This window comes from Cellulosimicrobium sp. E-16, from assembly GCF_049913115.1.
Taxonomy (GTDB): domain Bacteria; phylum Actinomycetota; class Actinomycetes; order Actinomycetales; family Cellulomonadaceae; genus Cellulosimicrobium.
In genome coordinates, this window is record NZ_CP183974.1 from 2,079,413 (window position 1) to 2,103,390 (window position 23,978).

The 23,978-nt window shown below is 71.4% G+C and carries 16 protein-coding genes and 3 rRNA genes; all 19 read left to right on the forward strand.

The features are described from left to right. Positions 1 to 24: 24 nt before the first annotated feature. Positions 25 to 690 (forward strand): uridine kinase family protein, encoded by a 666-nt coding sequence (locus ACN9MS_RS09150; protein WP_426311618.1) that lies wholly within the window; start codon positions 25 to 27, stop codon positions 688 to 690. A gap of 25 nt (positions 691 to 715) precedes the next feature. After that, on the forward strand, positions 716 to 1,411 hold the full coding sequence (locus tag ACN9MS_RS09155; RefSeq protein WP_426311619.1) for a DNA-3-methyladenine glycosylase: 696 nt from the start codon (positions 716 to 718) through the stop codon (positions 1,409 to 1,411). Between the two features lie 175 nt (positions 1,412 to 1,586). Continuing rightward, complete coding sequence (gene tyrS / locus ACN9MS_RS09160) at positions 1,587 to 2,858, forward strand: tyrosine--tRNA ligase (protein WP_426311620.1); 1,272 nt, start codon at positions 1,587 to 1,589, stop codon at positions 2,856 to 2,858. Between the two features lie 679 nt (positions 2,859 to 3,537). Beyond that, positions 3,538 to 5,059 (forward strand): 16S ribosomal RNA (locus ACN9MS_RS09165). A gap of 458 nt (positions 5,060 to 5,517) precedes the next feature. Then, positions 5,518 to 8,624: ribosomal RNA gene (locus ACN9MS_RS09170) — 23S ribosomal RNA — on the forward strand. Positions 8,625 to 8,719: 95 nt separating this feature from the next. Continuing rightward, positions 8,720 to 8,836: ribosomal RNA gene (gene rrf / locus ACN9MS_RS09175) — 5S ribosomal RNA — on the forward strand. Together the 16S, 23S and 5S rRNA genes form the textbook arrangement of a ribosomal RNA operon. A gap of 972 nt (positions 8,837 to 9,808) precedes the next feature. After that, on the forward strand, positions 9,809 to 10,621 hold the full coding sequence (locus ACN9MS_RS09180) for a hypothetical protein (protein WP_426311621.1): 813 nt from the start codon (positions 9,809 to 9,811) through the stop codon (positions 10,619 to 10,621). Beyond that, a complete protein-coding gene (locus tag ACN9MS_RS09185; protein WP_426311622.1) occupies positions 10,618 to 11,640 on the forward strand; it encodes an HAD-IIA family hydrolase in 1,023 nt (340 codons plus the stop codon). The genes ACN9MS_RS09180 and ACN9MS_RS09185 overlap by 4 nt, the downstream gene beginning before the upstream one ends. A gap of 143 nt (positions 11,641 to 11,783) precedes the next feature. Continuing rightward, on the forward strand, positions 11,784 to 12,023 hold the full coding sequence (locus ACN9MS_RS09190) for a hypothetical protein (RefSeq protein ID WP_426311623.1): 240 nt from the start codon (positions 11,784 to 11,786) through the stop codon (positions 12,021 to 12,023). A 2-nt stretch (positions 12,024 to 12,025) separates the two neighbouring features. Continuing rightward, complete coding sequence (locus tag ACN9MS_RS09195; protein WP_426311624.1) at positions 12,026 to 13,003, forward strand: TlyA family RNA methyltransferase; 978 nt, start codon at positions 12,026 to 12,028, stop codon at positions 13,001 to 13,003. After that, a complete protein-coding gene (locus ACN9MS_RS09200; protein ID WP_426311625.1) occupies positions 13,000 to 13,986 on the forward strand; it encodes an NAD kinase in 987 nt (328 codons plus the stop codon). The genes ACN9MS_RS09195 and ACN9MS_RS09200 overlap by 4 nt, the downstream gene beginning before the upstream one ends. 2 nt (positions 13,987 to 13,988) lie before the next feature. Continuing rightward, positions 13,989 to 15,725: a DNA repair protein RecN gene (recN, locus tag ACN9MS_RS09205; protein WP_426311626.1), complete on the forward strand. Its 1,737-nt coding sequence runs from the start codon at positions 13,989 to 13,991 to the stop codon at positions 15,723 to 15,725. A gap of 6 nt (positions 15,726 to 15,731) precedes the next feature. Next, positions 15,732 to 16,919, forward strand: coding sequence for a putative cytokinetic ring protein SteA (steA, locus tag ACN9MS_RS09210; RefSeq protein ID WP_426311627.1), 1,188 nt, complete (start codon positions 15,732 to 15,734; stop codon positions 16,917 to 16,919). Positions 16,920 to 17,026: 107 nt separating this feature from the next. Next, complete coding sequence (locus ACN9MS_RS09215; protein ID WP_426311628.1) at positions 17,027 to 18,121, forward strand: copper transporter; 1,095 nt, start codon at positions 17,027 to 17,029, stop codon at positions 18,119 to 18,121. Between the two features lies 1 nt (position 18,122). Beyond that, entirely contained in the window at positions 18,123 to 18,962 is an 840-nt protein-coding gene (locus ACN9MS_RS09220) for a hypothetical protein (RefSeq protein ID WP_426311629.1), read from the forward strand. Further along, complete coding sequence (murJ, locus tag ACN9MS_RS09225) at positions 18,959 to 20,602, forward strand: murein biosynthesis integral membrane protein MurJ (protein WP_426311630.1); 1,644 nt, start codon at positions 18,959 to 18,961, stop codon at positions 20,600 to 20,602. Before ACN9MS_RS09220 ends, murJ begins: the two co-directional genes overlap by 4 nt. Before the next feature lie 99 nt (positions 20,603 to 20,701). Then, positions 20,702 to 22,375 (forward strand): CTP synthase, encoded by a 1,674-nt coding sequence (locus ACN9MS_RS09230; RefSeq protein ID WP_426311871.1) that lies wholly within the window; start codon positions 20,702 to 20,704, stop codon positions 22,373 to 22,375. Continuing rightward, the gene (locus ACN9MS_RS09235) at positions 22,376 to 23,032 is read left to right on the forward strand and encodes an NUDIX domain-containing protein (protein WP_426311631.1); all 657 of its coding nucleotides are present in this window, start codon (positions 22,376 to 22,378) and stop codon (positions 23,030 to 23,032) included. Positions 23,033 to 23,080: 48 nt separating this feature from the next. Beyond that, entirely contained in the window at positions 23,081 to 23,968 is an 888-nt protein-coding gene (locus tag ACN9MS_RS09240) for a formylglycine-generating enzyme family protein (protein ID WP_426311632.1), read from the forward strand. Positions 23,969 to 23,978 lie beyond the last annotated feature (10 nt).

Below are 23,978 nucleotides of genomic sequence, written 5' to 3' on the forward strand. Positions count from 1 at the left end.
GGTGCCCGCGCCGGGGGTGCGCGCGTGAGCGTCGAGCAGCACGTCCTCGCGGACCTCGTGCGACGCGTGCGCGACGCCGTCCCGCGGCTCGGCCCGTCGCCCCGCCCGGGCGACGGGCCCGCGGGCGGCACCGCGACGCCGTCGGGCACCCGGCTCGTGGTGGTCGACGGGCCGGCGGGCTCGGGCAAGACGACGCTCGCCGCCCAGCTCGGCGAGGCGCTGCCCGCGCAGGTGCTCCACATGGACGACCTGTACGAGGGCTGGCGCGGGCTCGAACCGGCGTGGGGCCGTCTCGCGGAGTGGGTCCTCACCCCTCTCGCGACGGGTCGCGCGGGGCGGTACCGCCGGTTCGACTGGGCGCTCGACCGCTTCGCCGAGTGGCACGATGTCGCCCCGGCGCCCTTCCTGGTCGTCGAGGGCTGCGGAGCCGGTCGCCGCGAGGCGGACGGAGTCGCCGCGCTGCGCGTGTGGGTCGAGGCCCCGGACGACGTGCGGCTGCGCCGGGGACTCGACCGGGACGGCGAGGACCAGCGCGAGCACTGGCTCGCCTGGATGGCCGACGAGCGCGAGCACTACGCGCGCAACGCCTCGCGCGAGCGGGCCGACGTCGTCCTGGACGGCTGGGGGAACGTCGTGCGGGCCAGCGAGCCGCCGTCGCGCCGGGGCTCGCGTGACGGTGGCGAGGCGTAGATTGCCCACGACGGAAGGTGGTGCGATGTCGACGGACGCCGTGACGCAGACGACGGGGAGCGGGGAGTCACGCGCCGTCGGACCGTGGGACGTCCCGGCCCGGGCGTGGTACGCGCGTGACGTCCACGAGGTCGCCCGCGACCTGCTCGGGTCGTTCCTCACCCGACGCAGCGACGACGGCGACGTCACCCTGCGGATCACCGAGGTCGAGGCGTACGACGGCGAGCGCGACCCGGGCTCGCACGCGTTCCGCGGCCGCACGGAGCGCAACCGCGCGATGTTCGGCGAGCCCGGCCGACTGTACGTGTACCGGCACTTGGGCCTGCACCACTGCGTCAACGTGGTCTGCGGGCCGGTCGGCCGCGCGTCCGCCGTCCTGCTGCGCGCAGGTGAGGTGACCGACGGCGTCGACCTCGCGCGGTCGCGGCGGCTCGCCGCCGGGCGGTGCGACTCCGACCGCCAGATCGCCCGGGGTCCCGCGCGCCTCGCAGTCGCGCTCGACCTCGACCTGCGCCAGTACGGTGCCGAGCTGACGGACCCCGAGGGCGAGCTCGTGCTGCACCGTGGGACCGCCACGACGCTGCGCCCGGCGATCGCGACGGGCCCGCGAGTCGGCGTCTCCGGCGACGGGGGAGACGGAGGCCTGTACCCGTGGCGCTCGTGGCTCGCGGGAGACCCGACGGTCTCGGCCTACCGCCGCGTGAGCGCCAGGGCGCGATGAGTCGTGCCGCCGGGCCGTGGGGTGCGGCCGCGACGGCGTCACGGCCCGCCGGACGTTCCCGGCCGTCCCGTGGGCGGTGGCCGACGGCGGCCGCGCGGCACGGCAGACTAGGACCCGCCTCCCGCACGGGCGGCGAAGCACGTGCCCGGACCGGGCACTCGACGAAGGAGCAGAAGTGAGCGACGTTCTCGACGAGCTGCAATGGCGAGGCCTGGTGGCGCAGTCCACCGACGAGGCCGCGCTGCGCGCCGCGCTGGCCGAGGGCCCGATCACGTATTACTGCGGCTTCGACCCGACGGCGCCGAGCCTGCACCACGGCCACCTCGTGCAGCTCGTCGTGCTGCGTCACCTCCAGCTCGCGGGCCACCGCGCCGTGGCGCTCGTGGGCGGGGCGACGGGCATGATCGGCGACCCGCGCCAGTCGGGCGAGCGGGTGCTCAACACCAAGGAGACCGTCGCGGAGTGGACCGAGCGGCTGAAGTCGCAGGTGTCGCGGTTCCTCGACTTCGAGGGTGACAACCCCGCCCGGCTCGTGAACAACCTCGACTGGATCTCCGAGCTGTCGGCGATCGACTTCCTGCGGGACGTCGGCAAGCACTACCGGCTCGGCACGATGCTCGCGAAGGACACGGTCGCGCGGCGTCTGCGCTCGGAGGAGGGCATCAGCTTCACCGAGTTCAGCTACCAGATCCTCCAGGGGATCGACTTCCTCGAGCTGTACCGCCGGCACGGCGTGTCCCTCCAGACGGGGGGCAACGACCAGTGGGGCAACCTGCTGTCGGGCGTCGAGCTCATCCGCAAGACCGAGGGTGCGGCCGTGCACGTGCTCACCACGCCGCTCATCACCAAGGCCGACGGCACCAAGTTCGGCAAGACGGAGGGCGGGGCGGTCTGGCTCGCGCCCGACATGATGAGCCCGTACGCCTTCTACCAGTACTGGCTCAACGCCGCGGACGAGGACGTGGTGGGCTGGCTGAAGATCTTCACCTTCCGTACGCGCGAGGAGATCGCCGAGCTCGAGGCCGCGGTGCGCGAGCGGCCGGGTGCGCGCGAGGCGCAGCGCGCCCTCGCCTCGGACGTCACGACGCTCGTCCACGGCGCGGAGGCGACCGCATCCGTGATCGCCGCGAGCCAGGCGCTCTTCGGCCGTGGCGAGCTGGCCGGCCTCGACGCCGGCACACTGGGCGCCGCGGTCGCCGAGCTGCCGCGCACGACGGCGCAGGTGGGCGACGCGGTCGTCGACCTGTTCGCGGCGTCGGGCCTCGTCGCCTCGAAGGCGGCCGCGCGTCGCGCGGTGGCCGAGGGCGGGGCGTACGTCAACAACGTCAAGGTGACGAGCGAGGACGCCGTCCTCACGACGGACGACCTGTTGCACGGGCGGTTCGCCCTCTTGCGCCGGGGGAAGAAGACGCTCGGGGTCGCGCTCGCCGACGGCGCCGCTGGCTGAGAGGCCACGTCGCCCCGAGGACGAAGGGGTCGGACCGCGTCGAGCGGTCCGGCCCCTTCCTCGTCTCGTCGCTGCGCACCGACGACGCGGCCGCGGATCCCGCTCCGCACGACGCGCCGGACGGCACTACCGAGCGGGCACGGGGGTGCGCAACGCACGGATTTGGCAGCCGGACGGCGCGCGTGTAGTGTTCTCGACGTTCGCCCGGCAGGGAGGAACGGACACCGGGTCTCGATCGCACGAGACGGTGGCTGGTCCCCCGGGCGGTCCCCCTCGAGAAAGACACGGAGCCTCGCGCGCCGTGACATGATCGGGGCCGCTGGTTCCCCGGCTCCATCCGCTCGGATCACCGAGTTGGAGGGGGCGCTGAGGATCTGGTAGGTTAGAGAAGTTGCCCCAAGCGAGGTTCTGCCCGGTCGGGTGGTGCTGAGTTGGTGTGTGTCGGTTGTTTGAGAACTCAACAGTGTGCTTGTTAGTCAATGCCAATTTTTTGTCCCTGTGGCATGGCTGATCTTCTCTACCCGTCGGGTAGGGTGGTTGGTTGTGTCTGGGATTCCTTTGGTTGATTTCGGAAGATGATGTCATCTTTCGTGTTGATGCCAGTTTTGTGAACCCTGTTGGGGTTCGCTTCGTATGGATTGTTCACTGCTGGGTTTGTCCTGGTGGTGGGCGTTGTTCATTTACGGAGAGTTTGATCCTGGCTCAGGACGAACGCTGGCGGCGTGCTTAACACATGCAAGTCGAACGATGATGCCCAGCTTGCTGGGTGGATTAGTGGCGAACGGGTGAGTAACACGTGAGTAACCTGCCCCTGACTTCGGGATAACTCCGGGAAACCGGGGCTAATACCGGATATGAGCCGCCTTCGCATGGGGGTGGTTGGAAAGTTTTTCGGTCAGGGATGGGCTCGCGGCCTATCAGCTTGTTGGTGGGGTGATGGCCTACCAAGGCGACGACGGGTAGCCGGCCTGAGAGGGCGACCGGCCACACTGGGACTGAGACACGGCCCAGACTCCTACGGGAGGCAGCAGTGGGGAATATTGCACAATGGGCGAAAGCCTGATGCAGCGACGCCGCGTGAGGGATGAAGGCCTTCGGGTTGTAAACCTCTTTCAGCAGGGAAGAAGCGCAAGTGACGGTACCTGCAGAAGAAGCGCCGGCTAACTACGTGCCAGCAGCCGCGGTAATACGTAGGGCGCAAGCGTTGTCCGGAATTATTGGGCGTAAAGAGCTCGTAGGCGGTTTGTCGCGTCTGGTGTGAAAACTCGAGGCTCAACCTCGAGCTTGCATCGGGTACGGGCAGACTAGAGTGCGGTAGGGGAGACTGGAATTCCTGGTGTAGCGGTGGAATGCGCAGATATCAGGAGGAACACCGATGGCGAAGGCAGGTCTCTGGGCCGCAACTGACGCTGAGGAGCGAAAGCATGGGGAGCGAACAGGATTAGATACCCTGGTAGTCCATGCCGTAAACGTTGGGCACTAGGTGTGGGGCTCATTCCACGAGTTCCGTGCCGCAGCAAACGCATTAAGTGCCCCGCCTGGGGAGTACGGCCGCAAGGCTAAAACTCAAAGGAATTGACGGGGGCCCGCACAAGCGGCGGAGCATGCGGATTAATTCGATGCAACGCGAAGAACCTTACCAAGGCTTGACATGCACGGGAAGCCACCAGAGATGGTGGTCTCTTTGGACACTCGTGCACAGGTGGTGCATGGTTGTCGTCAGCTCGTGTCGTGAGATGTTGGGTTAAGTCCCGCAACGAGCGCAACCCTCGTCCCATGTTGCCAGCGGGTTATGCCGGGGACTCATGGGAGACTGCCGGGGTCAACTCGGAGGAAGGTGGGGATGACGTCAAATCATCATGCCCCTTATGTCTTGGGCTTCACGCATGCTACAATGGCCGGTACAAAGGGCTGCGATACCGTAAGGTGGAGCGAATCCCAAAAAGCCGGTCTCAGTTCGGATTGGGGTCTGCAACTCGACCCCATGAAGTCGGAGTCGCTAGTAATCGCAGATCAGCAACGCTGCGGTGAATACGTTCCCGGGCCTTGTACACACCGCCCGTCAAGTCACGAAAGTCGGTAACACCCGAAGCCCATGGCCCAACCGTTCGCGGGGGGAGTGGTCGAAGGTGGGACTGGCGATTGGGACTAAGTCGTAACAAGGTAGCCGTACCGGAAGGTGCGGCTGGATCACCTCCTTTCTAAGGAGCTACCAACGCTCGCCTCGCCGGCTTTGCTGGTGGGTGGGTCGTTCAGGTGCCACGCCATCGCCGTACGTGTGGTGGGTGGTTGCTCATGGGTGGAACATTGACGAAAGAGTCTTCTGGTCTTGCTGGTGTCAGTACCTGCCGGCCTGCCTGGTCCTTCGGGGTCGGGTGGGTGGTGGTGGAACATCACGGGTGAGGGTGGGGGGCTTGTCGAGCACACTGTTGGGTCCTCAGGTCACCGGCCACCGGTTGGTGGGGTGCCTGGTACGGGCCGGTCTCCGGACCTCGAACCGCGTCGTCTGCTTCTTCGGGAGCTGATGGGGTAGGCGGGTCCTGGTGGGGGTCGGGGTCGTTGGTTGTTTGAGAACTGCACAGTGGACGCGAGCATCTTTGTAAAGATCAAGACACACCTTCGGGTGTGGTTCTTGGTTCTCTGCAGTTTTGTTGTTTTTGTTGAAGTTTTTAAGGGCACAGGGTGGATGCCTTGGCACTAGGAGCCGAAGAAGGACGTTGTAGCCTGCGATAAGCCTCGGGGAGCTGGCAAACGAGCTGTGATCCGAGGGTTTCCGAATGGGGGAACCCCGCACGAGTCATGTCGTGTGACCCGCACCTGAATATATAGGGTGTGTGGAGGGAACGTCGGGAAGTGAAACATCTCAGTACCGACAGGAAGAGATATTCCGTGAGTAGTGGCGAGCGAAAGCGGATGAGGCCAAACCGGGCGCGTGTTAAAGCTGTCAGGCGTTGCGTGTTCGGGGTTGTGGGACCCTTCTGGTGGATCTGACAGTCCGCCGGGGAGTCAGAAAGTCGTGTCATAGTCGAACCGCATTGAAAGGCGGACCACAGACGGTGCGAGTCCGGTAGACGAAATGGTGCGGCCTCCCGAAGGGGATCCCAAGTAGCACGGGGCCCGAGAAATCTCGTGTGAATCTGGCAAGACCACTTGCTAAGCCTAAATACTACCTAGTGACCGATAGCGGACCAGTACCGTGAGGGAAAGGTGAAAAGTACCCCGGGAGGGGAGTGAAATAGTACCTGAAACCGTGTGCCTACAATCCGTTGGAGCCTCCTTGGTTGGGGTGACAGCGTGCCTTTTGAAGAATGAGCCTGCGAGTTAGTGCTCAGTGGCGAGGTTAACCCGTGTGGGGAAGCCGTAGCGAAAGCGAGTCCGAATAGGGCGCCCATAGTCGCTGGGTCTAGACCCGAAGCGAAGTGATCTAGCCATGGGCAGGTTGAAGCGCGGGTAAGACCGCGTGGAGGACCGAACCCACCAGGGTTGAAAACCTGGGGGATGACCTGTGGTTAGGGGTGAAAGGCCAATCAAACTTCGTGATAGCTGGTTCTCCCCGAAATGCATTTAGGTGCAGCGTCACGTGTTTCTTGCCGGAGGTAGAGCTACTGGATGGCCGATGGGCCCTACAAGGTTACTGACGTCAGCCAAACTCCGAATGCCGTTAAGTGGAAGCGTGGCAGTGAGACTGCGGGGGATAAGCTCCGTAGTCGAGAGGGAAACAGCCCAGACCACCGGCTAAGGCCCCTAAGCGTGTGCTAAGTGGGAAAGGATGTGGAGTTGCACAGACAACCAGGAGGTTGGCTTAGAAGCAGCCACCCTTGAAAGAGTGCGTAATAGCTCACTGGTCAAGTGATTCCGCGCCGACAATGTAGCGGGGCTCAAGTACACCGCCGAAGCCGTGGCATCTGCGCTCAACTCAGGCCTTCGTGGTCCAGAGGCGCAGGTGGGTAGGGGAGCGTCGTGTGGGCAGTGAAGCCGCGGGGGAACCCAGTGGTGGAGCCCACACGAGTGAGAATGCAGGCATGAGTAGCGAAAGACGGGTGAGAAACCCGTCCGCCGAATGACCAAGGGTTCCAGGGCCAGGTTAATCCGCCCTGGGTAAGTCGGGACCTAAGGCGAGGCCGACAGGCGTAGTCGATGGACAAGGAGTTGATATTCTCCTACCGGCGAAGAACCGCCCATACCGAGCCCGGTGATGCTGACCGCCCAAACCTGTCCACCGGCCCTTCGGGGCCACCGGACAGGGGCGCGCGGGACCCGAACCGGTAGTAGGTAAGCGTATTAACAGGGGTGACGCAGGAAGGTAGCCCGGCGTGGCGATGGTAGACCACGTCCAAGGCTGTAGGCCGTCTGGTAGGCAAATCCGCCAGACATGAGGCTGAGAGCTGACGGTGAGCGCACAAGCGCGAACTGGGTGATCCTATGCTGCCAAGAAAAGCCTCGGCGCGAGGTTCTAGCCGCCCGTACCCCAAACCGACTCAGGTGGTCAGGTAGAGAATACTAAGGCGATCGAGAGAATCGTGGTTAAGGAACTCGGCAAAATGCCCCCGTAACTTCGGGAGAAGGGGGGCCCGAAGCGTGAACCGACTTGCTCGGGGAGCGTGGACGGCCGCAGAGACCAGGGAGAAGCGACTGTTTACTAAAAACACAGGTCCGTGCGAAGTCGCAAGACGATGTATACGGACTGACGCCTGCCCGGTGCTGGAAGGTTAAGAGGACGGGTCAACCCCTCGGGGTGAAGCTCAGAATTTAAGCCCCAGTAAACGGCGGTGGTAACTATAACCATCCTAAGGTAGCGAAATTCCTTGTCGGGTAAGTTCCGACCTGCACGAATGGCGTAACGACTTCTCCGCTGTCTCAACCGCGAACTCGGCGAAATTGCACTACGAGTAAAGATGCTCGTTACGCGCAGCAGGACGGAAAGACCCCGGGACCTTTACTATAGCTTGGTATTGGTGTTCGGTGCGGCTTGTGTAGGATAGGTGGGAGACTGTGAAACCCGTACGCCAGTGCGGGTGGAGTCAACGTTGAAATACCACTCTGGCCGCTTCGGATGTCTAACCTCGGTCCGTGATCCGGACCAGGGACAGTGCCTGGTGGGTAGTTTAACTGGGGCGGTTGCCTCCTAAAATGTAACGGAGGCGCTCAAAGGTTCCCTCAGCCTGGTTGGCAATCAGGTGTCGAGTGCAAGTGCACAAGGGAGCTTGACTGTGAGACTGACAGGTCGAGCAGGGACGAAAGTCGGAACTAGTGATCCGGCGGTGGCTTGTGGAAGCGCCGTCGCTCAACGGATAAAAGGTACCCCGGGGATAACAGGCTGATCTTGCCCAAGAGTCCATATCGACGGCATGGTTTGGCACCTCGATGTCGGCTCGTCGCATCCTGGGGCTGGAGTAGGTCCCAAGGGTTGGGCTGTTCGCCCATTAAAGCGGTACGCGAGCTGGGTTTAGAACGTCGTGAGACAGTTCGGTCCCTATCCGCTGCGCGCGCAGGAAACTTGAGAAGGGCTGTCCCTAGTACGAGAGGACCGGGACGGACGAACCTCTGGTGTGCCAGTTGTTCCGCCAGGAGCACCGCTGGTTGGCTACGTTCGGAAGGGATAACCGCTGAAAGCATCTAAGCGGGAAGCCTGCTTCAAGATGAGGTTTCCATACCCTACGGGGTGAGAGGCACCCAGCAGAACACTGGGTCGATAGGCCGGACGTGGAAGCGGGGACGAAAGACCCGTGCAGCTGACCGGTACTAATCAGCCGACAACTTCAACACCAACAATCTTTTGCTACGCGTCCACTGTGCGGTTCCCGAACCACCAACACCACACCCCCCACGGGGTGCCCCAGTGTTGGACAGGTTCACAGAGTTACGGCGGTCACAGCGAAGGGGAAACGCCCGGTCCCATACCGAACCCGGAAGCTAAGCCCTTCAGCGCCGATGGTACTGCCCTGGAGACGGGGTGGGAGAGTAGGACGCCGCCGGACAACCCTTCACCGAAGGCCCACCCCACACGGGGTGGGCCTTCGGCATTTCCGGACCGTCACGCGGACGGCCCTCGTCGGGACCGCTGCGGGGACGTCGTGCCGCAGGACTCCCCGCCCCGTTCCGTCCCGTGTGACGTCGGAGCCGACGTGGGAAGATGGCCTGCGCAAACTTCACAACGAGAGGTAACCCTGGTGAACGACACCTCCCACGAGTCCGAGTCGGACCGCCCGTCGTCGGGCGGCGACCGTGGTGGACGCCGCGACCGCGACGGTCGACAGGGCCCTTCCCGCGACGCGCGGGGTGCCGGCCGCGGCCAGTCCGGCGGCTCGACCTCGGGGGACGGCGACCGTCGTCGCAACAGCGGGGACGCCGCCCGCCGCGGCTCGGGTGACTACCGCGGGCGCCAGGACGGCGGCGACCGGGGTCGCCCCGGTGGTGCTCGCGAACGCTCCGAGGGCGCTCGTCCGGACCGTGACGGTGCCCCAGGTCGTGACCGTCGTGCCGGCGACCGGCCGGACCGTGACCGTCGCGAGGGCGATCGTCGGGACGAGGCACGTCGTGACGGGGGACGTCCGGACGAGCGGCGTCCGTGGAGCTCGCGCGGCGAGGGCTCGGGTTCGTCCCGCCGCGAGAACGGCGCGGGGCGGGACGACCGTCCCGGGCGTCGTGACGACCGGTCACCGGCTCGTGACGGGCGGGGCGCGTCCGGGTCGCGCGGTGCCGGGTACCAGCGGCCGACGCGTGCGGGGGAGGGCGAACGTGGTCGGTACGACCGCGACTCCGCCGACCGTCGTCGGGACGGGTCTGGTCCTCGTGACGACCGGCGCCGGGACGGCTCCGGTCCCCGCGACGACCGTCGGGGCGCGGATCGCCGGGGGCATGCTCCGCGTGCCGGGGCGGGCCGCGAGCGGGACGGCTTCGACCGTCGCCCGGAGCCGCGCCACCCTGCGGGGCCGGCGATCCCGGACGAGGTGCAGATCTCTCAGCTCGACCGCGCGGCGCGAGGGCGGCTGCGGACGCTGAGCAAGGAGACGGCCGAGGTCGTCGGGCGTCACCTCGTCATGGCGGGGCGTCTCATCGACTCCGACCCGGAGCTCGCGTACGAGCACGCGCAGGCGGCCGTGCGCCGCGCCGGCCGGGTCGACGTGGCACGCGAGGCGGCCGGCCTGACCGCGTACGCGACCGGCCGGTACGCCGAGGCGCTCCGGGAGCTGCGCACGGTGCGGCGCCTCAACGGGTCGTCCGAGCACCTGCCGATCATGGCGGACTGCGAGCGCGGTCTCGGCCGGCCGGAGCGCGCGCTCGCCCTCGCGGCGTCGGAGGAGGCCGCGACCCTCGACGACGTCGGGCGCACCGAGCTCGCGATCGTCGTGAGCGGCGCGCGCGTCGACCTCGGCGAGCTGGACGCGGCCCTCGCCGCGCTCGAGCAGGTGCCCGCGATCGGGACGCGAGGCGAGCTCGGGGCTCGGGTCCTGCAGGCGCGCGCGGCGGTGCTCGAGGTCGCGGGTCGGACCGAGGAGGCGGCCGAGATCCTCGCGGGGATCGACGCGAGCCTGCTCGCGGCGGTGCTCGGCGAGGACGACGACGTCGTGGTCTACGACCTGACGGACGAGGTCGACGAGGACGGCGGCTCGGTCGCCGCGCCCCGGGACGCGGAGGCCGCGCAGGTCGCCGACGACGCGGCTTCGGACGACGCGACGACCGAGCCGCAGGACGAGGAGCCGAGCGCGGGGCACGACGAGGCGGAACCGGCCTCCGAGCCGTCGGACGAGGCCGGCCGGTGAGCGCCGGGCTGCTCGGGAGCGACGTCGCGCTGGCCGACCGGTACGACCTCGCGCTCGTCGACCTCGACGGGGTGGCGTACCGCGGGCACGAGCCGATCGAGCACGCGGCGGAGGGCCTGACGACGGCGCGCTCGCGTGGGCTGCGGCTCGTGTTCGTCACGAACAACGCGTCCCGCGAGCCCGGGTCGGTGGCCGAGCAGCTCACGGGCCTCGACATCCCCACGTCGGCGGACGAGGTCATGACGGCCGCGCAGGCGGCGGCCGCGCTGCTGCGGACCCGCCTCGAGCCGGGCGCGCGCGTCCTCGTGGTCGGCGGGGCCGGTCTCGTGACGGCCGTCCACGACGCCGGCTTCGGCCTCGTGGAGTCCGCGGACGAGGACCCCGACGCCGTGGCGCAGGGCTTCGCGCCCGAGCTGGGCTGGGCGCAGCTCGCCGAGGCCGCCTACGCGGTCCAGCGGGGCGCGTGGCACGTCGCGAGCAACCTCGACCTGTCGCTGCCGACCGCGCGCGGATTCGCGCCGGGCAACGGGTCCCTGGTCGGTGCGGTGCGCGCCGCGACGGGCGTGGAGCCCGACAGCGCGGGCAAGCCGTCGCCGACCATGTACCGGCTCGCGATCGAGCGCGCGGGCGCCGAGGCGCCGCTCGTCGTCGGGGACCGGCTCGACACGGACCTCGCCGGCGCCCGTGCGGGCGGCTACCCCGGGCTGCACGTCCTCACGGGCGTGAGCACGGCGCGGGACACGATCCTGGCGGAGCCGCACCTGCGCCCGCACTACGTGGGCGCCGACCTGCGCAGCCTCCTCGAGCCCCACCCGGTACCCGTGCGCACGGACGCCGGCTGGTGGTCCTGCGGCGACAGCGCGGCCCGCGTCGACGACGGAGCGCTGCGCCTGGACGTGCGCGGGACCGCGACGGTCGACACGGTCCGGGCGGCGGCGGCGGCGTCCTGGGCGTCGGCCGACGCGGGGCTTCCCGTGGACCCGTCGACGGTCCCCGAGCTGCCCGTCGGGACCCACTGATCCCGGCCGTCGTGCGACGCGACGCGTCGCGTCTCGCGTGCCGCCGGACGCGCCCGCGCGTGGGACGCAACCGGTAGCGTGGTCCGGGATGCCCGGTCAGGCCCGGGCGACGTTCGTGGAGCCCGACAGACAGGAGGCAGGACATGACGGACGGTCCGCTGCGCCCGGTTCCCGGCCCGCCTCCTGGCGGACGGCCGGAGCGTTCGGCGAACGGCCGGGACGGCGAGGAGCAGTCCCCGGCCGGCGACCTGCTCGACAACCCGCTCGACGCCGCGCTCGGACGGCTCGACGGGCTGGAGGGGCTCGCCACCGCCGACCACGTGGGGGTGCTGGAGGCCGTGCACGACGCGCTGGTCGCCGAGCTCGCCCGCACGGAGGACTGAGCGTGGCGGAGCGCACCGGTGCCCGCCTCGACGGCGAGCTCGTCCGGCGCGGGCTCGCGAGGTCGCGCCGCCAGGCCGCCGAGCTCGTGGCCGCGGGCCGGGTGACGCGCGGCGGGGCCGTCGTGAGCAAGCCGTCGACCGCCGTCGGGCCGGAGGACCTGCTCGCGGTGGTGCCGGACCCGGAGGACCCCGGCTACGCCTCGCGTGCCGCGTTCAAGCTCGCCGGCGTTCTCGACGCGCTGGACGCGCTCGACCCCGCCGGCGCGCCGCCACGGCCCCCCGCCGTCGACGGAGCGCGGTGCCTCGACCTCGGGGCGTCGACCGGAGGCTTCACGGACGTCCTGCTGCGCCGGGGTGCGCGCGAGGTCGTGGCGGTCGACGTCGGGCACGACCAGCTCGTGCCCGCCCTGCGCGCCGACCCGCGGGTCCGGGTGCACGAGGGGCTCAACGTCCGCGACCTGGCGCCCGAGCACGTCGGCGCCGTGCCCGACCTCGTCGTCGGCGACCTGTCGTTCATCTCGCTCGCGATGGTGCTGCCCGCCGTCGCGGGCGTCGTGGGCCCGGGCTCCGACCTGCTCCTGCTCGTCAAGCCGCAGTTCGAGGTCGGCCGGGAGCGTCTCGGGAGCGGCGGGGTCGTGCGCGACCCCGCCCTCCACGTCGAGGTCGTCGCCGCGGTCGCGCGGCACGCGGCGGTCGCGGGGCTGCGCCCGCTCGCCGTCGTGCCGAGCCCGCTGCCCGGACCGAGCGGGAACCGCGAGTACTTCTGGTGGCTGCGGGCCGGCGACCCCGGCCGCGCCGACGGCGCCGCGCTCGAGGACTCCGCGCTGGAGGACGCCGCGGCCGCGGCGGTGGCGTGGAGTCCCGCGCCCGACGGCGGCCCGCCGCCCGTCGTGCTCGTCGCCCGGGCGGTGGTGGACGGGCCGAGCCCGACGCCCGACGCCGCGACGCCCGACCGACCCCTGACTGGAGGAGCACCGTGACGCGACGCGTGCTGATCGTGACCCACGGCGGCCGCCCCGAGGCGGTCGTCGCGCTGCACGAGGCGGTGACCGAGCTCGAGCGCGCCGGGTTCACCGTGACGCTGCACGACGACGACCTCGCGGAGAGGTTCGGCGACCACATGGCGCGCACGCGTGCGCGCGAGGGCGTCGCGGAGTCCGAGGTCGTCATGGTCCTCGGCGGCGACGGCACGATCCTGCGTGCCGCCGAGCTCACGCACGGGACCGGGGTGCCGCTGCTCGGCGTCAACCTCGGGCACGTGGGGTTCCTCGCCGAGAGCGAGCGCGAGGACCTGCGCGCGGCCGTGGGGCGGCTCGCGGCGTACGACTACACGGTCGAGGAACGGACGATCGTCGAGGTGCGTGCCTACCTGCCCGGCGAGCCCGAGCCGCTCGTGGGGTGGGCGCTCAACGAGGCGACGGTCGAGAAGGCGCAGCGGGAGCGCATGATCGAGGTCGTGCTCGGGGTCGACGGCCGCCCGCTCTCGTCGTTCGGGTGCGACGGCGTCGTGACGGCGACCGCGACCGGCTCGACGGCGCACGCGTTCTCGGCGGGCGGGCCGGTGATGTGGCCGGACGTCGACGCGGTGCTCGTCGTCCCGCTCGCGGCCCACGCACTCTTCGCCCGACCGCTCGTCGTGGGCCCGCGCTCGACGATCACGGTCGACGTGCTCGCCGACTCGGCGTCGTCGGGCGTGCTCACGTGCGACGGCCGTCGGCGCATCGACCTGCCCAACGGGTCGCGGGTCGAGGTCCGGCGCTCCGACACGCCCCTGCGCCTCGCGCGGCTCAGCACGGCGCCGTTCACCGACCGGCTGGTGTCCAAGTTCTCGCTCCCCGTGGTGGGGTGGCGCGAGCGCGCGGCGAGCGTGGCCGCGACGGCAGGCACGGCGGCGGAGCGCGCCGCGGCGGCGGAGGCACACAGGGCGCCGGGGGACCAGGACGTCACGGACGAGGAGGAGTGAGCGTGCTCGAGGAGATCGCGATCGAGAACCTCGGCGTCATCCGGTCGGCCCGTGTCCCCGTCGGGGCGGGCCTGACCGTGATCACGGGCGAGACGGGCGCGGGCAAGACCATGGTGCTCACCGGGCTCGGTCTGCTCATGGGTGGCAAGGCGGACCCGGCGACGGTGCGCCCGGGTGCGTCGAGCGCCGTCGTCGAGGGGCGTGTGCGCGTCACCGACCGGCCGGCGGTCGCGCAGCGGGTGGACGACGCGGGCGGCCAGGTGGACGACGACGGCACGGTCGTCATCCTGCGCACGGTCGCGGCGGAGGGACGCTCGCGCGCGCACCTCGGCGGTCGCAGCGTCCCGCAGGGCGTGCTCGCGGAGATCGCCGACGACCTCGTGACGGTCCACGGGCAGTCCGACCAGCTCCGGCTGCGGACCGCGAGCCGGCAGCGCGTCGCGCTCGACGCGTTCGCCGGGCCGTCGCACGCGGAGCTGCTGGTGCAGTACCGCGACGCGTGGGCCGAGCGGTCGGCGCTCCAGGCGGAGATCGACGACATCGAGACGCGGGCGGGCGAGCGGGCCCGGGAGGCGGAGCTGCTGCGCCTCGGGCTCGCGGAGGTCGAGCGGGTCGCCCCGCAGCCGGGCGAGGACGTCGAGCTGACGGCCCTGGTAGCGCGCCTGGGCAACGTCGAGGAGCTGCGGGTCGCGGCCCAGCTCGCGCACGACGCCGTGGCCGGCGACGAGGCCGCGGAGCCGCAGGAGAACGCTGTCGTCTCGGTCGACCGGGCGCGGCGCGCGCTCGAGTCGGTGGCCGGGACGGACCCGGAGCTCGCGCGGCTCGCCGAGCGGCTCGCGGAGGTGGGTTACGTGCTCGCCGACGTCGCCACGGAGATCTCGGGCTACGTCGAGGACCTCGCGGCCGACCCCGCCGGGCTCGAGAGCGCGCACGCGCGCCTCGCCGAGCTCGGGACGCTCACGCGCAGCTACGGCGAGTCGGTCGACGACGTGCTCGCCTGGGCGAGCGACGCCGGGCTGCGGCTCCTCGACCTGGACGACGGCGGCGAGCGGCTCCACGCGTCGATCGCGCGCCGCGACGAGCTCGACGCCGAGCTGGACCGCCTCGGGACGGCGATCACGGCCTCGCGCGAGCGCGCCGCGGCCGAGCTCGCGACCGCGGTGACCGACGAGCTGCGCGGGCTGGCCATGGGCGGCGCGAGCCTCGTGGTCGACGTCGAGCGGGCCGAGGAGCCCGGCCCGTGGGGCGTCGACGTGGTGACCTTCTCGCTCGTCGCGCACGCGGGTGCGCCGGCCCGGCCGCTCGGCAAGGGTGCGTCGGGCGGTGAGCTCTCGCGCGTCATGCTCGCGATCGAGGTGGCGCTCGCGACCGCGGCGGTCGACGGCACCGGGCAGGTGCTCCCGACGTTCGTCTTCGACGAGGTCGACGCGGGCGTCGGCGGCAAGGCGGCGGTCGAGGTCGGCCGCCGGCTCGCGTCGCTCGCCACGCGCGCCCAGGTGGTCGTCGTGACCCACCTGGCCCAGGTCGCGGCGTTCGCCGACGTCCAGCTCGTCGTGACCAAGTCGTCCGGCGCCGGTTCCGACGACGCGGCCGCCGCTGTCACGGTCACGGGTGTGCGCGAGGTCACGGGGGACGAGCGCGTCCGCGAGCTCGCGCGGATGCTCTCCGGCCAGGAGGACTCCGACGCGGCCCGCCGTCACGCGGTGGAGCTTCTGGAGTCGTCGGTCGTGGGACGATAGGGCACGATGAGACTCACTCTGCGCAAAGCCTCCCTGCCGGAGGCCGGGACCGGCACGCTCGGCCCGGCCAAGGTCGACGCGCGCACCAAGGCGCTCACGAAGCGGCTCCAGCCGGGGGACGTCGCGGTGATCGACCACGTCGACATCGACCGCGTCGCCGCCGACGCCCTCGTCGCTGCCAAGCCGTCCGCCGTCCTCAACGCCGCCAAGTCGGTCTCGGGGCGCTACCCGAACCTGGGCCCCGACGTCCTCGTCGAGGCAGGGATCGTGCTCGTGGACGACCTCGGCCCGGCGATCATGGCCGTCCCCGACGGCCGGGAGCTGCGGCTCGACGGCGGCAAGGTCTACCTGGGCGACGACCTCGTGGCGGAGGGCGTCCTCCAGAGCGAGGAGACGGTCGCCCGCAGCCTCGAGGAGGCGCGCGCCAACCTCTCGGTCGAGATCGAGTCGTTCGCCGAGAACACGATGAACTACCTGCGGCGCGAGCGCGACCTGCTGCTCGACGGCGTCGGCGTCCCGGACATCCGCACGCCGATCGACGGTCGGCAGGTGCTCATCGTGGTGCGCGGCTACCACTACCGCGAGGACCTCGCGACGCTGCGTCCCTACATCACGGAGTACCGGCCGGTCCTCATCGGCGTGGACGGCGGCGCGGACGCGATCCTCGACGCCGGCTGGAAGCCGGACATGATCGTCGGCGACATGGACTCGGTGTCCGACCGCGCACTGAGCAGCGGCGCCGAGGTCGTGGTGCACGCGTACCGCGACGGCAAGGCGCCGGGGCTGGAGCGCGTCCAGGAGCTCGGCGTCGAGCCGGTCGTGTTCCCGGCGACGGGCACGAGCGAGGACATCGCGATGCTCCTCGCCGACGACAAGGGCGCCGAGGTCATCGTCGCCGTCGGGACGCACGCCACCCTCGTCGAGTTCCTCGACAAGGGCCGCGCGGGGATGGCGAGCACGTTCCTCACCCGGCTGCGCGTCGGCGGCAAGCTCGTCGACGCGAAGGGCGTCTCCCGCCTGTACCGGCACCGGATCTCCAACCTCCAGCTCTGGCTCCTGTCGATCGCGGGGCTCCTCGCCGTCGTCGCGGCGCTGTGGTCGACGGCGGCGGGCCAGACGTTCTTCGGGATCGTGGGCGCCCGGTTCGACGACCTCTGGTCGTGGATCGGGTCGCTCTTCGCGGGCGGCGGCTGACCCCGACCGGGCCGTCGTCGCCGTCGGCCCGCGCGGCGGTCGCTCCCGACCGCGCTCCCTGACCTTGCCAGCACGCAGCAGCTCGAACCGAAGGACACCACCGCACAGTGATCGACTTCAGGTACCACATCGTCTCGTTGATCTCGGTATTCCTGGCCCTGGCCGTCGGGATCATCCTCGGCGCCGGTCCGCTCCAGGGCGCCATCGGCGACCAGCTCACCGGGCAGGTGGAGCAGCTGCGCACCGAGCGCAACGACCTCCGCGACCAGCTCGACGAGGCGAACGTGACGCTCGGCGACAGCTCGCGGTACATCGAGGCGGCGGGGCCGCAGCTCGTGGCCGGGTCGCTCCAGGACCGTCGCGTCGCCGTGGTCGACCTGGACGGGGCGGACAACGAGCGGGACGACGCGATCGCGGAGCAGCTCGAGACGGCCGGCGCTTCCGTCGTCGGCCACGTCCGGCTGACCGACTCGTGGACGAGCCAGGACGAGGAGAGCGCGCGCCAGACGGTGGCCGAGGGCCTCGGGGAGAAGCTGGGCGAGGTCCCGCAGGACGCGACGCCCGAGCAGCGGCTCGCCCGCGCGCTCTCGCTCTCGCTCACCGGTGCCGCCCCGACGAGCTCCGAGGAGCGCAGCCCGGAAGCCGTCGAGCTCGAGGCGCTCCTGGAGCGTTTCGCGCTCGTGGACATCGTGTCCGAGCAGACCCTCCCGGCGGACGTCGTCCTGCTGCTGAGCGGTCCGGCACCCGAGCAGGCCGCCCCGGCGGCGGAGGGCGAGGAGGCGCCCGCGCCGGACACGTACGTCGTCGACATCGAGGTGCAGGTCGCCGTCGCCGCGCAGGAGGTCGCCGAGGCGGCGCTCGTCGCCGGGCCGACGGCCGTGAGCGGCGACGTCGTCTCGACCATCCGGGCGAACGACGACCTCGCCGCGTCGCTCTCCACCGTGAGCGGGATCGAGGCGGAGCCGGGCCGGATCAACGTCCCGCTCGCCCTCGCAGCGCGCATCGCGGACCAGGTCGGGCAGTTCGGGTTCGAGGAGAGCGCGACGGCGGTCCTCCCGCCGGCCGTCGAGCTCCCGCCGGTGACGCGCACGACGTCGTCCGACGCGGGCGCCCAGGACGCCGCGGCGGGCGACACCGCGGGCGGTACCGCGAACGACGGTGCCACCGAGGTCGAGCAGACCGCCGGCGCGGGGGAGGGCTGACGTGGCGCGCGCGCTGCGCACCCTCGCCGCGGCCGGGGTCGCCGCCGTCGTGACCGCGACGGCGCGGCGCGCGGCCGGGTCGCGCCCACCGGGCGGCGCGGAGCGCTGGACACGCACCAACCACCGCGGCGAGCCGATCAGCCTGCTCGAGGGCCCGGCGGTCGCGGTCGGCCTCGTCGCCGGGACGCTCACGGCGGGGGGCGACGCCCGGACGCGCGGCGCGGTCGCCCTCGCGACGGCGAGCGCGGGTGCGTTCGGACTCGTCGACGACCTCGCGGAGGACACCTCCACCCGGACCAAGGGCCTGCGCGGCCACCTCGGCGCGCTCGCCGAGGGCCGCGTGACGACGGGCGCGATGAAGATCCTCGGGATCAGCGGCGTCTCGCTCGTCGCGGCGGCGATCGGGACGCGTCGCACGGGCGGGGCGTTCGGCCACCTCGTGGACGTCGGCGTGAACGGTGCGCTCGTGGCCGGCACGGCCAACCTGCTCAACCTCCTGGACCTGCGCCCGGGCCGTGCGCTCAAGGCCGCCGGAGTGGCGTCCCTGCCGTTCCTCGGCACCTCCGCGGCCCCGACGACGGGCGCGGTCCTCGGCGCGGCAGCCGCCGCGGCGCCCGGCGACCTGGGCGAGCGCGACATGCTCGGCGACTGCGGCGCGAACGCGCTCGGCGCCGCGCTCGGCTCGCAGGTCGCGTTCGCGGCGCCCCGCTCGGTGCGCTGGCTCGCGCTCGCGGGCGTCGTGGGCCTGACCCTCGCGAGCGAGAAGGTCAGCTTCTCGAAGGTCATCGAGGGCAACGACGTGCTGCGGCGCGTGGACTCGTGGGGCCGGCGCCCGGCGTGAGCGCGCGGGCGGGGCGGCTGCGCGCCGCCACGGGCACCCTGGCGGGCGCCGCCGCGATGATCACGCTCGTGACGATCGCGAGCCGGCTCGTCGGCTTCGCGCGGTCGCTCGTCCAGTCTGCGGCGGTCGGCACCGAGGGCGTCGGGTCGGCGTACACCGCGGCGAACCTCCTGCCGAACGTCCTCTTCGAGGTCGCGGCGGGAGGGGCGCTCGCCGGGTCGGTCGTGCCGCTGCTCGCCGGGCCCATCGCCCGGCGCGCGGGCGCCGACGTCTCGCGCATCGCCTCGGCGCTGCTCGGGTGGACGCTCGTCGCGCTCGTCCCGCTCGGGGGTCTGCTCGCGCTCCTCGCACAGCCGATCGCCGGCCTCCTCATGCGCGAGCATCCCGAGCTCGTCGACGTCACGGCGACCTTCGTGCGCGTGTTCGCCCTCCAGGTGCCGCTCTACGGGCTCGCGGTCGTGCTCGGGAGCGTCCTGCAGGCGCACAAGCGCTTCTTCTGGCAGGCGTTCTCGCCGCTCCTGTCGAGCCTCGCGGTCATCGCGGTCTTCCTCGTGTTCGCAGGGCTCGCCGACGGCAACCAGAACGACGTCGCCGCGCTCTCGGGCGAGGCCATCGCCTGGCTCGGCTGGGGCACGACGGCGGGCGTGGCGGTCCTCGCGCTGCCGCTCGTCCTCCCGGTGCACCGGCTGGGCGTGCGGCTGCGGCCCACCCTGCGCTTCCCCGGCGGCGAAGGAGCGCGCGCCCGCAACCTCGCGTTCGCGGGGATCGGGGCGCTCGTCGCGCAGCAGCTCTCGGTCCTCGCGATCCTGGGCGCGTCCTACCGGTTCGGGCCTGAGCAGACCTTCCCGACGTACTGGTACGCGCAGCAGGTGTACCTGCTGCCCTACGCGGTGCTGGCGTTCCCGCTCGCGACGAGTGCCTTCCCGCGCCTCGCCGAGCACGTCGCGCACGCGCGCCACGACGCCTACCGGCGCCTCCTTGCCACCACGACGCGCACGCTGGTCGTCGTGGCCGGCCTGGGCGCCGCGGCGCTGATCGCCGCGTCCGCCGCCGTCGAGGCGGTGTTCGCCCAGATCGCCACGGGCTCGGTCGCGGGCCTCGGGGGCGCGGTCGCCGGCATGGCCGTCGGCATCGTCGGCTTCTCGCTGATCCTGCACCTCTCGCGTGCGCTGTACACGATCGACCACCAGCGCGTCGCGGTGGTCGCGACCGCCGCGGGGTGGCTCGTGGTGGCCGCGACCGCCTACGTCCTGCCGGCCGTCACCGGCGTCCGCGACCAGGCAGGGGTGCTGCTCCAGCTCGGGCTCGCGACCACGGTCGGGATGTCGGTCGCGGGAGCCGGGCTCCTCGTCGCGACGCGACGGTACGCCGGTCCGGAGGCGACGCACGGCGTGCCGAGGACCCTCGTCGTCGTCGCGGTGGGCGTCGCCCTCGGTGCCCTGGCCGGCTCGGCGGTCTCCGGCGCGCTCCTGCCCGACGGCGTGGGCTGGCTGCCCGCGATCGGGGTCGGGGTGCTCGCCGCGGTCGTGGCGGGGGTGGTCGTCGTCGGGGTGTCGCTCGCGGGGGACCGCGCGGCCCTGCTCGGCGTCCTGCGTCGTGGGCGGACGAGCGGTGCACCCGACGACGACCCGACCCGGTAGCCGTCGGGCGGCGCCCGCCCGGGACGTGGCGCGTCGCACTGCCCGGTCCGCGTGCCGTCGTCGGGCACGCTGTTAGGATGGAGTTCCGTGGCAGACCTCCTGAACCGGCCCTCCTCCCGCCTCAACGCCTCGGGCGCACGCACCGAGCACCGCACCGCGCACGTCTTCGTCACCGGCGGCGTCGCCTCCTCGCTCGGCAAGGGCCTCACGGCATCCAGCCTCGGTCGTCTGCTCCGCTCGCGCGGCCTGCGCGTCACCATGCAGAAGCTCGACCCGTACCTCAACGTCGATCCCGGGACGATGAACCCGTTCCAGCACGGCGAGGTGTTCGTCACCGAGGACGGTGCCGAGACGGACCTCGACATCGGCCACTACGAGCGCTTCCTCGACGTCGACCTCGAGGCGACCGCGAACGTCACGACCGGCCAGGTCTACTCCCAGGTCATCGCGCGCGAGCGGCGCGGCGAGTACCTCGGCGACACGGTCCAGGTCATCCCGCACATCACCGACGAGATCAAGTCGCGCATGCGCGCCCAGGCCGGTGAGGACGTCGACGTCATCATCACCGAGATCGGCGGCACCGTCGGCGACATCGAGTCGCAGCCGTTCCTCGAGGCCGCGCGCCAGGTGCGCCACGAGCTCGGCCGCGACGACGTCTTCTTCCTCCACGTCTCGCTCGTGCCGTACATCGGCCCGTCGGGCGAGCTCAAGACGAAGCCGACGCAGCACTCCGTCGCAGCCCTGCGCTCCATCGGTATCCAGCCCGACGCGATCGTGCTCCGCGCGGACCGCGTGGTCCCCGAGCCGGTCAAGCGCAAGATCGCGCTCATGTGCGACGTCGACAACGAGGCCGTCGTCAACGCGGTCGACGCGCCGAGCATCTACGACATCCCGCGCGTGCTGCACTCCGAGGGCCTCGACGCGTACGTCGTGCGCCGCCTCGGCCTGCCGTTCCACGACGTCGACTGGGACGGCTGGAGCCAGCTCCTCGAGCGCGTGCACCAGCCCGCTCACCGCGTCGAGGTCGCGCTCGTCGGCAAGTACATCGACCTCCCGGACGCCTACCTCTCCGTCACGGAGGCGCTGCGCGCCGGCGGGTTCGCGAACGACGCGAAGGTCACGATCCGCTGGGTCGCCTCCGACGAGTGCCAGACCCCGGCCGGCGCGGACGACGCCCTGCACGGCGTGGACGCCGTCCTCGTGCCCGGCGGGTTCGGCGTGCGCGGCATCGAGGGCAAGCTCGGTGCGCTGCGCTGGGCGCGCGAGAACAAGGTCCCGACGCTCGGGATCTGCCTCGGACTCCAGTCGATGGTCATCGAGTACGCGCGCAACGTGCTCGGGATCGACGACGCGTCGTCGACCGAGTTCGACCCCGGCACCTCCCACCCCGTCATCGCGACGATGGAGGAGCAGCTCGCGATCGTCGGCGGCGACGGGGACCTCGGCGGCACGATGCGCCTCGGGTCGTACGAGGCGGCGCTCGCGCCGGGCTCGGTCGTCGCCAAGGCCTACGGCTCGGAGCGCGTCTCGGAGCGTCACCGCCACCGTTACGAGGTGAACAACACCTACCGCAAGCAGCTCGAGGAGGCGGGGCTCGTGATCAGCGGGACGTCGCCCGACTCGTCGCTCGTCGAGTTCGTCGAGCTCCCCGCGGACGTGCACCCGTACTACGTGAGCACGCAGGCGCACCCGGAGTTCAAGTCGCGCCCGACGCGCTCGCACCCGCTGTTCACCGGCCTCATCGGCGCCGCGCTCGAGAACCAGGCGGACTGAGTGGGCACCGAGGCAGGCGCTCCGTCGCCCGCGGAGCTCCCCACGGTCGACGCGCTCGCGCCGCGCCCGGTCGCGGAGACGTCGGTCGTGCACCACGGTCGCGTCTTCGACCTCCGCTCCGACGTCGTCGAGCTCGACGACGGGCAGGTCACGCGGGAGTACCTCGACCACCCGGGCGCCGTCGCGATCGTCGCGCTGGACGACGACGAGCGCGTGCTCCTGCTGCGCCAGTACCGTCACCCCGTCCGGCGCGAGCTGTGGGAGGTGCCGGCGGGCCTCCTCGACGTCGTCGGGGAGGACGGGCGGCTCGCCGCGGCCCGCGAGCTGGCGGAGGAGTCCGACCTCCAGGCCGCGCGCTGGGACGTCCTCGTCGACTACTTCACGACGCCGGGCGGCTCCAACGAGGCGCTGCGGGTCTTCCTCGCCCGCGACCTGTCGCCCGTCCCCGACGACGAGCGGTTCGAGCGCGAGGCCGAGGAGCTCGACATGGAGCTGCGGTGGGTGCCGCTCGACGAGGCGCTGCGCGGCGTCCTCGCGGGCGAGCTGCACAACCCCTCTGCGGTCGTCGGGATCCTGGCCGCCGCCGCGTCCCGCGCGGACGGCTGGGCGTCGCTGCGTCCGGCCGACGCGCCGTGGCCGGAGCGCCGCGGCGGCTGACGGTCCGGGCCACGTGTCGGTGCACCGGTTCGGGTAGCGTCCGTGGGCGTGGGCTCACCACTTCCCGACCTCGTCCCCGTCCCGCTCGGGCGGCTCGACGTCGTGGATGCGCGCACCCGGGAGTCACGCTCCGTCATCCTGGAGCCGTTCTACGTCGGTCGCACCCCGGTGACCGTCGGGCAGCACCGGGCCGTCCTCGACGCCGACCCGCTCCGGTCTCCGGGCGAGCCGTCGGCCAGAGGGCGGTCACGCGGCACGAGCGCGGAGCAGTACCGGACGTGCACGGAGCCGGACGACGTCCCCGTGCACGGGGTGACGTGGTTCGAGGCGGTGCTCTGGTGCAACGCGGCATCCCGGGTGGCGGGCCTGGACCCCGCGTACCGGGTCGCGGGTCGGGTCGTGCGCTGGGACGTGCGGTCCGCGGGGTACCGGCTCGCGACCGAGGCCGAGTGGGAGCACGCCTGCCGCGGCGGGACGCCGGGCCCGCGCTACGGCCCGATCAGCGACGTCGCCTGGACCGCGGACGACGACGTCGACGGTCCACGCCCCGTCGCCACGCGGCTCCCGAACGCGTTCGGACTCCACGACACGCTCGGCAACGTCTGGGAGTGGTGCTGGGACTACGCCGACACCGCGCGCTACGGCGAGTACCGGAGCCTGCGCGGCGGTGGCTGGGCGGACCGGCCCTGGAGCGTGCGCGCGGGGGTGCGTCGTGGCAGCGCGCCCGACGCGCGGATCGAGGACGTCGGGCTCCGGGTCGCGCAGGGTGCCGTGGGCGAGCCGGGCGTCCTCGCCGCCCAGGGCTGGTCGGACGCGGCGGACCGGGCCCGGGCGCGGGTCCCGGGCCTCCTGCCGCTCGGGTGGACGCCGCTGGCGTTCCCGTCCGCCGCCCCTGACGCCGACGAGGCCGACGACGCCGTCGGTGCCGGGGACTAGGGTCTGACGA